At 74.3% G+C, this 12,019-nt stretch carries 11 protein-coding genes; 9 read left to right on the forward strand and 2 right to left on the reverse strand.

From position 1 onward, the window contains the following. The 3 genes from RMN57_RS27695 (at window position 1) to RMN57_RS27705 (ending at window position 3,437) form a co-directional block, all read left to right on the forward strand. Window positions 1-1,119: an amidohydrolase family protein gene (locus tag RMN57_RS27695; RefSeq protein WP_313766008.1), complete on the forward strand. Its 1,119-nt coding sequence runs from the start codon at window positions 1-3 to the stop codon at window positions 1,117-1,119. Window positions 1,120-1,400: 281 nt separating this feature from the next. Then, a complete protein-coding gene (locus RMN57_RS27700) occupies window positions 1,401-2,891 on the forward strand; it encodes a S8 family serine peptidase (protein ID WP_313766009.1) in 1,491 nt (496 codons plus the stop codon). Window positions 2,892-3,065: 174 nt separating this feature from the next. After that, on the forward strand, window positions 3,066-3,437 hold the full coding sequence (locus tag RMN57_RS27705; protein WP_313766010.1) for a hypothetical protein: 372 nt from the start codon (window positions 3,066-3,068) through the stop codon (window positions 3,435-3,437). Between the two features lie 124 nt (window positions 3,438-3,561). On the opposite strand, the gene RMN57_RS27710 is transcribed toward RMN57_RS27705, so the two are convergent. Beyond that, window positions 3,562-4,455 (reverse strand): HipA family kinase, encoded by an 894-nt coding sequence (locus RMN57_RS27710; protein WP_313766011.1) that lies wholly within the window; start codon window positions 4,453-4,455, stop codon window positions 3,562-3,564. 70 nt (window positions 4,456-4,525) lie between these two features. Next, complete coding sequence (locus tag RMN57_RS27715) at window positions 4,526-5,416, reverse strand: winged helix-turn-helix transcriptional regulator (protein ID WP_313766012.1); 891 nt, start codon at window positions 5,414-5,416, stop codon at window positions 4,526-4,528. A 118-nt stretch (window positions 5,417-5,534) separates the two neighbouring features. On the opposite strand from RMN57_RS27715, the gene RMN57_RS27720 reads away from it, so the two are divergent. From RMN57_RS27720 to RMN57_RS27745, 6 genes are all read left to right on the forward strand, one after another. After that, the gene (locus tag RMN57_RS27720; RefSeq protein ID WP_313766013.1) at window positions 5,535-6,338 is read left to right on the forward strand and encodes an ABC transporter permease; all 804 of its coding nucleotides are present in this window, start codon (window positions 5,535-5,537) and stop codon (window positions 6,336-6,338) included. A gap of 1 nt (window position 6,339) precedes the next feature. Next, window positions 6,340-7,368 (forward strand): ABC transporter ATP-binding protein, encoded by a 1,029-nt coding sequence (locus tag RMN57_RS27725; protein ID WP_313766014.1) that lies wholly within the window; start codon window positions 6,340-6,342, stop codon window positions 7,366-7,368. Next, window positions 7,365-8,330, forward strand: a complete 966-nt coding sequence (locus tag RMN57_RS27730; protein WP_313766015.1) for an ABC transporter permease — start codon at window positions 7,365-7,367, stop codon at window positions 8,328-8,330. The genes RMN57_RS27725 and RMN57_RS27730 overlap by 4 nt, the downstream gene beginning before the upstream one ends. A gap of 96 nt (window positions 8,331-8,426) precedes the next feature. Beyond that, window positions 8,427-8,867, forward strand: a complete 441-nt coding sequence (locus RMN57_RS27735) for an SRPBCC family protein (protein WP_313766016.1) — start codon at window positions 8,427-8,429, stop codon at window positions 8,865-8,867. Between the two features lie 141 nt (window positions 8,868-9,008). Continuing rightward, a complete protein-coding gene (locus RMN57_RS27740; RefSeq protein ID WP_313767988.1) occupies window positions 9,009-10,163 on the forward strand; it encodes a glycosyltransferase in 1,155 nt (384 codons plus the stop codon). Between the two features lie 333 nt (window positions 10,164-10,496). Then, a complete protein-coding gene (locus RMN57_RS27745) occupies window positions 10,497-12,017 on the forward strand; it encodes a sugar transferase (RefSeq protein WP_313766017.1) in 1,521 nt (506 codons plus the stop codon). The last annotated feature ends 2 nt before the right edge of the window (window positions 12,018-12,019 follow it).

Below are 12,019 nucleotides of genomic sequence, written 5' to 3' on the forward strand. Positions count from 1 at the left end.
GTGCCGTCCCTGGACGTCCCGGCCCTGGTCGACCACCACTGCCACAGCGTGGTGGCGGCCGACCTGGCCGACGACGCCCTCGCCGGCCTGCTCACCGAGTCCGACCGGCCGCCCGCACCCGGCACCTCGCCGTTCGACAGCGCGCTCGGCCTGGCCGTCCGCCGCTGGTGCCCGCCCGCGCTCGGGCTGCCCGTGCACGCTCCCGCCGCCGACTACCTGGCCCGCCGGCGCGAGCTGGGGGCCGCCGAGGCGACCCGCCGGCTGCTCGCGGCGGCGGCGCTGGACACCTGTCTGCTGGACACCGGGCTGACCGCGGCGGCCGGCCATCCGCTGCTGCCGCTCAGCGAGTTCGCCGAGGCCTCCGGGGCCCGGGTGCGCGAGGTGGTCCGGCTGGAGTCGGTCGCCGAGGCTGTGCCGGCGGACGCCGGGGCCTGGCCGGCCGCCGTCCGCGAGGCGCTGGCGGCCGCGGCCACCGGCGCGGTGGCGGTCAAGTCGGTGCTGGCCTACCGGCACGGTCTGGCGGTGCCCGCGGAGCGCCCGGCCCGCCCCGAGGTGGTCGCGGCCGCGGGGCGCCGACTGCAGGCCGGGCTCGGCCGGCTGACCGACCCGGTGCTGCTGCACCACCTGCTCTGGACGGCCCTGGAGGTCTGCGCCGAGCTCGGCCTGCCGCTCCAACTGCACACCGGCTTCGGCGATCCCGACCTCACCCTGCACCGGGCCGACCCGTCGCTGCTCGCCGACTTCGTCCGGGCGGCCGAGCCGACCGGGGTGCCCCTGGTGCTGCTGCACGGCTACCCGTACCACCGCCAGGCGGCCTGGCTGGCCCAGGCCTTCCCGCAGGTCCACACCGACCTCGGGCTGACGGCCTCGTACGTCGGGCCGCGGGTGGCGTCGGTGCTCGGCGAGATGCTGGAGCTGGCGCCGTTCGGCAAGGTGCTCTTCTCCACCGACGCCTACGGCCTGCCCGAGCTGTACCTGGTCGGCGCGGCCCAGTTCCGGCACGGCCTGGGCACGCTGCTGGACCGCTGGCTGGCCGACGGCGCCTGCTCGGCGCCGGACGCGCAGCGCCTCGCCCGGCAGGTGGCCGCCGAGAACGCCCGCCGGCTGTACCGCCTCTGAGCCGCGGTATCCCGACAGAATCTGTCATGGACACTCCGTCTACGCCTCTTCAGGATGGATCGTCTGCGCCCTGTCGGTAGCAAATTCCGTGTCAACCGGATATTCACCGTATGGATTGACGAAGGGTCTGCCGCCCAGACGGCGCAACCTTCGCAGGTGATCGAACGGTGTCGATTAGATGACTACCTCTTGCGGATTACTACGCATGTTCACTAGCGTCCCGATCATTCCACTGCACCTGCCATCTGCAGCTGCACGACGACTCGGGAGGGCCAACCCCTATGAGTGTTCCTCGGATCAGCCGGACCCGGTTCGCCGCGGTGGGCGTCGTGCTCGCCACGGCCGGCGCCCTGGCTCTGCCCGCCGGCACCGCCGTCGCGGCCACCGGGGCCGAGCCGACGACCGGGCCGCTGCTGAGCTACGTCGTCAACACCCAGGCCAACCACGGCCAGGTGCAGAAGGTCGAGAAGGCCATCACGACCCTCGGCGGCAGCGTGGTGTACTCGTACGAGCAGATCGGCGTCGTGATCGCCCGCTCGACCGACACCCAGTTCGCCGCGAAGCTGCGCAAGGCCAAGGGCGTCCAGTCGGTCGGCGCCAGCCGCACCAAGGGCATCACCGCCGCCGAGAGCCGCAAGGCCGAGGTCGCCGCCGAGCCGGCCGCCGCGCCCACCGCCGGCGAGGAGCCCTACTGGGCCAACCAGTGGGACATGCGCCAGATCGGTGTCGACAAGGCCCACAAGCTGTCCCTCGGCAGCAACAAGGTCACCGTCGGCGTCCTGGACTCCGGCATCGACGCCAACCACGAGGACCTCAAGGCCAACGTGGACGCCTCGCAGTCGGTCTCCTGCATCGACGGCGGCAAGCCGAACACCGCCTTCGACGCCTGGCAGCCGGGCGTCGACGGCGACCACGGCACCCACGTGGCCGGTACCATCGCCGCCGCCAAGAACGGCAAGGGCATCGAGGGCATCGCCCCCGACGTCAAGCTGGCCGCGGTCAAGGTCGTCGACGACGGCGGGTTCATCTACCCGGAGTACGCCGTCTGCGGCTTCGTCTGGGCCGGTGAGCACCACTTCAAGATCACCAACAACAGCTACTTCGTCGACCCCTGGATGTTCAACTGCCAGAACGACGCGGACCAGGCGGCGATCACCACCGCCGTGCGTCGCGCCGTCGAGTTCTCGCAGCGCAAGGGCGTCCTCAACGTGGCCGCGGCGGGCAACGAGAACATCGACCTCGCCCACAAGACCAAGGACGTCGCCAGCCCGGACGACACCACGCCCGGCGAGCGTCCGATCACCCAGGACTGCCTGAACCTGCCGACCGAGCTCGACGGCGTCATCTCCGTCTCCTCGGTGGGTGTCAACGGCGACAAGTCGTACTACTCCAGCTACGGCAAGGGCAAGGTCACCGTGGCCGCCCCCGGTGGCGACCGCCGCTACCAGATCCCGGACACCCCGGACAAGAACGGCCGCACCCTGTCCACCATCCCGGGTGGCAAGTACGGCTACATGCAGGGCACCTCGATGGCGTCCCCGCACGCCGCCGGTGTGCTCGCGCTGCTCGCCAGCACCCACCCGTGGGCCAGCGCGGAGGAGCTGACCGAGCTGCTCACCAACCAGGCCGAGTCGCACGCCTGCCCGTCGGGCCCGTACAACCCGGGCGGCGCCGGCGAGTGGACCGCCACCTGCGAGGGCGGCGCGGACGACAACGGCTTCTACGGCGCCGGCATCATCAACGCCGAGAAGGCGGTCCAGTGGTGGCGCTGACGCGCTGACCGCCTGACCGGCTGACGCGACGACGTACGGTGGGGAGCGGGACCTGACTGGTCCCGCTCCCCACCGGCATTTTTGAGTACCGGTACTCAGGCGAAGGCCCGGGGCCGATCCGCACAATGGTTCCGCACGACCGAGTGGAACCCGCCGTACGAGGAGCAGCGCACCATGGCACAGAGCTACCCTGGCCGACCGTGGCCGACCGACCGCCCGGGCGGCGCGCGGAACTGGCCGTGGGTGCTGCTGGCCGTCGTCCAACTGCTCGTCGCCGCACCGGTGCTGACGCTGATGGCGTTCGCCGGCCTGGCGATCGGCATCAGCGGCCTCGCCACCGACGGGACCACGACGGGGGCCGTGCTGCTCCGCCTGCTGCTACTGGCGACCGGCCCGGCGGTCGGCCTGCTGCTGCCCGCCCTGGCGCTGTTCTCGCCGGCGGTGCGCCGGGTGAACTCCGCCGCGCTCTTCGCGCTGTTCTGCTCCGGCCTGCTGGTCGGGACGCTGGTCGAGTACTTCGTCTGGGTCCGCCCCGCCGCGGGCTGACGCCGGGTCGGTGTCGGGGGGCCGGGAGCCGGGAGCCGATTGCCCGGAGCCGATTGCCCGGAGCCGGGCGGTGGGCGTCCGGACGGTGGGCGTCCGGGCGGTGGGCGTCCGGGCGGTGGGCCCGTCACTCGAAGTGGTGGTCCCAGACCGTCTCCACCGACGGCTTGCCGTGCAGGTCCGGCACCTCCTGGAGCCAGGCGGGACGGCCGGCCCTGGTCCGGGCGGCCCGTTGGAGCTCCGCCGCGCGCAGCTGCTCGGCCGTGGGGAACTCGTCCGGCAGCCACTCCGCGGAGAGCTCCGCGCGGGCGGCCAGGTGGTGCACGTAGGCGCGGCGCAACGCTTCCACCGAGTCGAAGCCGGGCTCGTCGGCCAGCCACGCGTCCGGGACGAGCGCCACCACCTCCTCCAGCAGGCCGGCGGTGACCAGCGGCCCGAGCTCCCGGTCGGCCAGCGGGACGTCCGGCCGGTAGCCGCCGAGGGCGTGGGCGCTGAGGTCGTACCGGCGGCCGACGGCGGCCGCGGCTCCGGACCAGCGGTGGTGGAAGACCAGTGCGGCGCCGTTGTCGATCAGCCAGAGCTTCCCGTGCCAGACCATCAGGTTGGGGTTGTGTACGGTGCGGTCGACGTTGCCGGTGAGCGCGTCCAGCCAGACGATCCGGCCGGCCGCGACCGGGTCGACATCGATCATGCCGGGCCTGAAGTCCCGGGCGCCGGGCAGCAGGTCCATCCCGAGGTTGAGCCCGGCGCTGGTCCGGAGGATGTCCTGGATCTCGGGGTCGGGTTCGTGCGCGGCCACCGCGGGGTCGAAGTCGACCAGCCGCAGCTCGGGCACCGGCAGGCCGAGCCGCCGGGCGAGTTCGCCGACGATCACTTCGGCCACCAGCGCCTTGCGGCCCTGGGCGGCGCCGGTGAACTTGACCACGTACGTCCCCAGGTCGTCGGTCTCCACGACACCGGGGACGGAGCCGCCGGCCCGCAGCGGGTCGACGTAGTGCAGAGCTGTCACCTGATCGAGCACACCGGCCACCCTAACGCGGCCACCCGCCCCCGACGCGAACGGATTACGGCCGTGCGGCGGGGCCCGCGTTCTACGCCGCCTCCTCCGCCGCCACGGCGCGGGCGTCGGCGAGCGCCTGCCGGACGGCGCCCGGGATGTCGGTGACCGGGAAGGCCACCCGGCGCACGGTGCGCCGGCGGTCCAGCACCAGGACGGCCCGCTTGAGCCGCAGCCCCTGGCCGACGTGGAAGGTCGGCAGCCGCAGCGCGGCCGCCAGCCGGACGTCCAGGTCGGACAGCAGCGGGAACGGGATCTCCTCGGCCTCGGCGAACTCCCTTTGTTCGTCCGGGCGTTGGGTGGAGATCCCGCGCAGGGCCAGGCCGGCCGCGCGGAACTCCGGGTACGCCTCGCGGAACAGCCGGTTCTCCAGCGTGCAGCCGACCGCGCCGGGGATGTCCCCCCAGCCGGCCGGCAGCGGCGCGGGCCGCCCGGTGGCCGGGTAGCAGAACAGCACCGTGGCGCCGGCCGCCGGGTCGACCGGGTCCAGCGCGCCGCCGGTGTGCGCGGGCAGGGTGAGCGCGGGCAGCCGGGTGCCGGGCAGCGCGGCCATCCGGGCGGCCTCGGCGCTGTCGGGGGCGGCGGAGCCGGAGAGTGCGCCGTCGCCGAGCAGCCAGCGGTCGGCCCAGTCCTGCATCGCCACCAGCACCGGCAGCAGCGCCCGCCCGGAGTCGGTGAGCCGGTACTCGTACCGGACCGGGCCGCTCTGGTACGGCACCCGCTCCAGTACACCGGCCTCGGTCAGGTGGCCGAGCCGTTCGGTGAGCACCTTGCGCGAGATCGACAGCTCCTGCTGGAGCTCGTCGAAGCGCAGCCGGCCGCGCGCCGTCTCGCGGACGATCAGGATGCTCCACCAGTCGCCGATCACGGCTGCGGACTGGGCGATCGCGCAGCTCGCATCCCGCTCGGGCACGTCTCTGAGCACCCGTTGCTCCTCTCACCATGTGGACGGTCCATCCTTGCACCCCCTTGCGAGTTCCGAAAGGGAACTTGTAAGTTCCTAATCGGAACTCAACGCCTCACGACAACGAGAGGGGGAGCAGATGCCCGTCGCCTGGGCGACGCTGCGCCGCACCTGGACGATGACCAGCCGGGCCTACCCGTGGTCCTACGCGGTCGGCTGCCTGCTGATCGGCGTCCTCACCATCGGCCTGTCCTACCTGGGCCTGCACGCCATCGGCGGCGGCACGGTCGCCGAGGACTTCACCGCCCGCACCGGCGGCGCCGACTACCTCGGCTACATCGCGATCGGCGCGGCCGGCTACATGTTCACCGTCCGGATGCTGCTCTGGAGCAGCAAGGCGCTGATCACCGAGCAGCGCCAGGGCACGCTCGGCGCGCTGCTGATCGCGCCGGCCGGCCGGCTGCCGTACCTGCTCGGCTTCACCGGCTTCGCCCTGCTGAACACCGCCGTCGAGGTGGGCCTGCTCGGCGGGTTCGCCGCACTGCTCGGCGTCACGCTGCCCGCCTGGCACCCGCTGGCCGCCCTGGCCGGGGTGGTGGCGCTGACCGCCGCGGTCTTCGCCGTCGCGGTCGTGCTCGGCGCGCTGATGATCGTCGCCGGCGAGGCGCACATCTCGCAGAACACCGTCTTCCTCGCCGTCTCGCTGCTCTGCGGCATCACCTTCCCGAACAGCTACCTGCCCGCACCGGCCCAGTGGCTGGCCGAGCTGCTGCCCGTCACCTCGGCCATGGACGTGCTGCGCGACGCCCTCGGTCAGGGGCGGCCGCTCGGCGAGCTCGCCCCGCGCCTGGTCACCTGCCTCGCCCTCAGCCTCGGCTACCTGCTGCTCGGCCTGCGGCTGCTGCCCGCCGCCGAACGCCGCGCCGTCGAACGGAGCTTCTGACATGATCCGCACCCGCGCCCTGCGCAAGACCTTCCGCACCCGGGAGAAGGGCCTGTTCGGCCCGCGCGCCGTGAAGACCGCCGTCGACGGCCTCGACCTGGAGATCCCGCGCGGCCGGGTCACCGGCCTGCTCGGGCTGAACGGCGCCGGCAAGACCTCCACCATCAAGATCCTCGCGACCCTGCTGCGCCCCACGTCCGGCACGGTCACCCTGGACGGCCTCGACGTGGTCGAGCACGCCCGCGAGGCCCGGCGCCGGATCAACCTGATCGCCGGCGGCGAGCGGATGGTCTACGGCAAGCTCACCGGCGCCGAGAACCTCCGCTACTTCGGACACCTCTACGACGTCCCCAACCCGGTGCTGCGCACCCGGGTCGGCGAGCTGCTGGAACTGGTCGGGCTCACCGACGCCGCCGACACCCCGGTCGAGCGGTACTCGCGCGGCATGACCCAGCGGCTCTCGATCGCCCGCGGACTGATCAACGACCCGGCCTACCTGCTGCTGGACGAGCCGACCCTGGGCCTGGACGCGCCGATCGCCCGGGACCTGCGCCGGGTGGTCGCCGCCCTGGCCGCCGAGGGCCGCGGGGTGCTGCTCACCTCGCACTACCTGGCCGAGGTCGAGGAGCTGTGCGAGCACGTGTACGTGATCTCCGGCGGGCGCCACCTCGCCGCCGGCAGCCCGGACGCGCTGAAGACGGCGACCGGGAGCCACCGCAGCGTCCGGGTCACCGTCACCAACCCCTCGCCGGAGCTGGAGGAGGCCGTGGCGCGGTTCGCGCACGGGCTGGGCGTCCGTGCCGAGCTGACCGCCACCGCGGAGGGCGCGCTGCTCGTCGGCGTCCGCCACCCGGAGGACGTGGCCGGCCCGCTGGCCGGGGCGATCGTCGCCGCCGGCGGGGCGATCGGCGGTCTGGAGGTCACCGCGGCCAGCCTGGAGGACGCGATCCTGGCGCTCACCGAGGACCGGGCCGCGCAGGCCGCCTCCGCCGCCGCGCCCGCTGCCGCCCGGGCGGAGGTCGCCGCATGACCGCCTCCGTCGACGCGCTGCTGTTGGCCGCCGACCGCGGCGTCCGCGCGCCGCACCCCGCCGGCCGCACCCTCCCGCCGCCCCGTCCGGGCAGCGGCACCCGCCGCCCCCGGCCCGCGCCGCGGGGCGGGCGCCGCGCCCTGCGGCACGCCGGCAAGGTGTTCGCCGCCGAAGCGCTGAAGCAGCACCGCACGCTCTTCGGCCAGCCGCTGGTGGTGGCCTCGATGCTGGTCTGGCCGCTGCTCCAGCTGGCCGCCACCTACTACACCCTGCACCCGGTCGCGACCGGCTCGGCGGGCGCGGCCCGCTGGCCGCTCGCCGCCGACCCGGCCCGGCTGCTCGGCTTCCTCGCCACCGGCGCGCTGGCCTGGGCGTTCTTCTTCTCCCTGGTGCAGTCCGCGTGGAACTTCGCGTTCGAGCGCACCACCGGCACCCTGGAGCTGCTCTTCCTCTCGCCCGCCGACCGGCTGGTCCTGATGCTGGCCAACGGCGCCGGCGCCCTGCTGCAGAACGCCTGGCTGCTGACCTGCTTCCTGGGCGCCGCCGCCTTCGGCTTCGGCGCCCTGGACGTGGCCGGCCCGTGGATGTACCCGGTGGTGCTGCTGGCCCTGCTGCTGCCCGCGGTGGCCTGGGGCGCGCTGCTCAACAGCCTGATGGTGTTCTCCCGGGACTCCACCTTCGTCTACACGGTGCTGGACGACCCGATGTGGTTCGTCGCCGGGGTCCGGCTGCCCGCCTTCGCCCTGCCCGGCGTACTGCGCGTGCTCGGCGCGGCGCTCCCGCTGACCGGCAGCCTGGCGGTGGTGCGCGGCGCCCTGCTGGAGGGCCGGGGCCTGGGCGAGCTGGCACCCCGGCTCGCCTGGCTGGCCGCGCTCTGCGCGCTGCTGCTGGCCGGCGCGGTGCTCGCCCTGCGGCTCGGCGAGGCCCGGGCGCAGCGCACCGGCGGGCTGCGGCTGGCGTGAGTCGGCGGCGGCGCCGGGCCCCTGAGCTGTCCCGGGCCGTCCGCTGTGGTTGGCTTGCCGGTGGAACCGGAAACCACGGACGAGGAGAGCAAGGTCATGGGACAGGTGCTGGCCACCACCGAGCGGGTCTACGACGCCGCCCCCGAGCGGGTGTACGAGGCGCTGGCCGACTACCAGGTGACCCGCCCCAAGCTGCTGCCCGCGCAGTACAGCGAGTACGAGGTCCGGGCCGGGGGCAACGGCGCGGGCACCCAGGTGCACTGGAAGCTGCAGGCCACCGAGAAGCGGGTCCGCGACTGCCTGTTCACCGTCTCGGCGCCCAAGCCGGACCAGCTGGTGGAGCAGGACGCCAACTCCAGCATGGTGATCACCTGGACGGTCGCCGCGGCCGGTGAGGGCCGGTCGAAGGTGACCGTCTCGGCCACCTGGCAGGGCGCCGGCGGCATCGGCGGCTTCTTCGAGCGGACCTTCGCCCCGAAGGGCCTGAACCGGATCCACGACCAGGTGCTGGCCAACCTGGCCGACGAGGTCCGCTGACCCCGCCGTCCGGATCGGACGGGGATTCGAGCGGTCCGTCCACCCGTACGAGCGGCAAGCCGTACGGGTGGACGGCCGCCACCTGCGGGTGACGGCGGACCCCGGGCGCGGCGGCGCCACCCTAGGCTCGCCGCCGTGCATATGACGATCCTTCACATTTCCCAACCCGTCGACGGCGGGGTCGCCCGCGTGGTGGTCGACCTGGTCCGCGGTCAGCGCGAGGCCGGCCACCGGGTGCTGGTCGCCTGTCCGCGCGGCGGCCGGCTGGCCGGGGAGGCCGCCTCCGTCGGTGCTCTGGTGCAGGACTGGCCGGCCCGCCGCTCGCCCGGCCCGGCCACCGCCTCCGAGGCCTGGCGGCTGCGCCGGCTCGTCCGCGCGGCAGCGCCCGACATGGTCCACCTGCACAGCGCCAAGGCCGGGCTGGCCGGCCGACTGGCCATCCGCGGCGCGGTGCCGACGGTCTTCCAGCCGCACGCCTGGTCGTTCGCCGCGGTGGACGGCCCGCTGGCCGCCGCCACCCTGCGCTGGGAGCGGCTGGCGACCCGCTGGGCCCACCGGCTGCTCTGCGTCAGCGTCCAGGAGCGGGCCGACGGGGTCGCGGCCGGCCTGCACGCCGACTGGGCGGTGGTGCCCAACGGCGTCGACGTCCGCCACTACGCGCCGGCCGAGCGCCGGGCCGCCCGGATCGCGCTCGGCCTGGACCTGGACGCCCCGCTGGCCGTCTGCGTGGGTCGGCTCTGCCGCCAGAAGGGCCAGGACGTGCTGCTCGCCGCCTGGCCCGAGGTGCTGCGCCGGGTGCCGAAGGCCCGGCTGGCGCTGGTCGGCGGCGGACCGGACGAGGCCCGCCTGGCCGCCACCGTGCGCGAGTCGGCCGAGCCCTCCCGGGTCCGCCTGGTCGGGGACGTGCCCGACCCGCGGCCGTGGCTGGCGGCGGCGGACCTGGTGGTGCTGCCCTCGCGCTGGGAGGGGATGGCGCTGGCCCCGCTGGAGGCGATGGCGGCCGCCCGGCCGGTGCTGCTGACCGATGTGCCGGGGGCCCGCGAGTGCCTGCCGCCGGCCGAGCGCGAGCGTGCCGTGGTGCCGCCGGAGGACGCGACCGCGCTCGCCACCCGAATGGCCGAAGCGCTGTCCGATCCGATCGAGTGCGAGCGACGCGGTTCGCGGCTGCGAGAGCACGCGGTGGCCCGCCATGACGTGCGGTCGGTGGTCGAACAGGTGGACGCGCTCTACCGGGACCTGCTGGGCGCCGGTCCGGCGGCCGGACGCCGCCGCGCCCGTGTCCCGCAGCGGATCTGATCGTTTCACATGCCGTGAATGCCCGCCGCTGCGGCGTTGTCGTATTCGCACCCTCAGCCGGATGTCGGCGAGGGGTGAAATCGGAAATACCTATTAATGGGCGGCTGGAATGAAATGGCAAGTCAACTTCCGTCACCCTGGCCCCTGTTCGGTAATGTCTGATTTTGCCTGCTTCGTTTCGATTTCGTGCGGGGAATTCGCGAGAAACTCGAAAGCCGCCAGCGGCAGCAGGTGCTGTCAGGACCGAGCCCGCCCGGCCGGGACGGCCGCTCCGGGCCAGCCGGTTCCGGAACGCCGTCACCCCGGGCGAACAGCAGGGGAGTTCGTGCGCTGATGACCATTGACCACGACAGCGTCCCACGGCCCGGGCGGCCCCTCTCCGGTCAGCGCCGGCCGGCCACCGGGGTGCTGGACCGCCCGGCCCGGTCCGCCCCGCGCAACGCCCCGCCGGTCCGGCGCCACCGCCGGCCGGTCCGCTCGCGGCTCGCGCTGCCCGCCGCGCTCGCCGCGGTCGACGCCGTCGCCCTCTGCACCGCCACCGGCATCGCCAACCGCGCGCTCGACCCGGCCGTCCGGGTCGAGCCGCTGCTCGGGGTGGCCGCCCTGCTGCCGCTGCTGCTCCTGCTCAACCTGGCCGGCGGCCTCTACCGCACCCGGCTCACCCTCTCCGTCCTCGACGAGCTGCCCGCGCTGGCCGTCCGCGCCGTCGTCGCCACCGCCTTCGCCGTCACCCTGGCCGGCTGCCTCGACGGCCGCTGGCCCGACAGCGGCCCGGCCACCCCGGGCCGGCTGACCGTCCTGCTCGGCACCCAACTACTTCTCGCGGTCTGCGGCCGCGCCCTGCTCTACCACCTGGTCCGGCGGATCCGCCGCAGCCGCCCCAGCCCCGTCCTGGTGCTCGGCGCCGGCCGGCTCGGCCGCCGGGTCGCCGCCGCCCTCACCGCCCGCGGCGAGTACGGCATGCGCCCGATCGGCTTCGTCGACCCCGACCCGCCGCTGCTCTCCGGCGACACCGACCTGCCGGTGCTCGGCGGCCGCGAGGTGCTGGAGCGCGAGGTCCGCCGGCACCGGATCCACCACGTGGTGGCCACCGCCGGCGCCGCCGACGAGGCCGAGACCGCCGCCGCCCTGCGCGACGCGGCCCGGCTCGGCTGCCAGGTCTGGCTGGTGCCCGCGCTGCGCGAGTACGGGTCGCTGGCCACCGGCCGGATCCCCGGCTGCGACCAGCTCTGGGGCTTCCCCTGCCTGCGCGTCGGCCGCCCGGCGATGGGCCGCCCCGGCTGGGCCGCCAAGCGCGCGCTCGACGTCACCGCCGCCGGACTCGGCCTGATCGCCCTCGCCCCCGTGCTCGCCCTCTGCGCGCTCGCCGTCCGCTTCGACACCGGCCCCGGCGTGCTCTTCCGCCAGCAGCGCACCGGGCTCGACGGCCGGGTGTTCACCGTCCTCAAGTTCCGCACCCTGCGGCCCAGCAACGAGCACGAGTCGGCCACCCGCTGGAACATCGCCCAGGACCACCGGATGGGCACCGTCGGCAAGTTGATGCGCCGCAGCTCCCTGGACGAGCTGCCCCAGCTGTGGAACGTCCTGCGCGGCGACATGAGCCTGGTCGGTCCGCGGCCCGAACGCCCCTACTTCGTCATGCGGTTCAGCCAGGCCTACCCCGAGTACGCCGACCGCCACCGCGTCCCGGTCGGACTCACCGGCCTCGCCCAGGTCAACGGCCTGCGCGGGGACACCTCGATCGAGGACCGGGCCCGCTTCGACAACCGCTACATCGAGAGCTGGAGCCTCTGGCAGGACGTCAAGATCCTGTGTCGCACCGCGGCCCTGATGCTCCACCCGGACGGGAGCTGAAC

Source organism: Kitasatospora sp. CM 4170 (assembly GCF_032110285.1).
Classification (GTDB): domain Bacteria; phylum Actinomycetota; class Actinomycetes; order Streptomycetales; family Streptomycetaceae; genus Kitasatospora; species Kitasatospora aburaviensis.

Bases quoted from the DNA above. Each gene is read 5' to 3' on its own strand.
- RMN57_RS27745 (WP_313766017.1), top strand. From the start codon at position 10,497: ATGACCATTGACCACGACAGCGTCCCACGGCCCGGGCGGCCCCTCTCC.
- RMN57_RS27720 (WP_313766013.1), top strand. From the start codon at position 5,535: ATGCCCGTCGCCTGGGCGACGCTGCGCCGCACCTGGACGATGACCAGC.
- RMN57_RS27740 (WP_313767988.1), top strand. From the start codon at position 9,009: ATGACGATCCTTCACATTTCCCAACCCGTCGACGGCGGGGTCGCCCGC.
- RMN57_RS27725 (WP_313766014.1), top strand. From the start codon at position 6,340: ATGATCCGCACCCGCGCCCTGCGCAAGACCTTCCGCACCCGGGAGAAG.
- RMN57_RS27700 (WP_313766009.1), top strand. From the start codon at position 1,401: ATGAGTGTTCCTCGGATCAGCCGGACCCGGTTCGCCGCGGTGGGCGTC.
- RMN57_RS27735 (WP_313766016.1), top strand. From the start codon at position 8,427: ATGGGACAGGTGCTGGCCACCACCGAGCGGGTCTACGACGCCGCCCCC.
- RMN57_RS27730 (WP_313766015.1), top strand. From the start codon at position 7,365: ATGACCGCCTCCGTCGACGCGCTGCTGTTGGCCGCCGACCGCGGCGTC.
- RMN57_RS27705 (WP_313766010.1), top strand. From the start codon at position 3,066: ATGGCACAGAGCTACCCTGGCCGACCGTGGCCGACCGACCGCCCGGGC.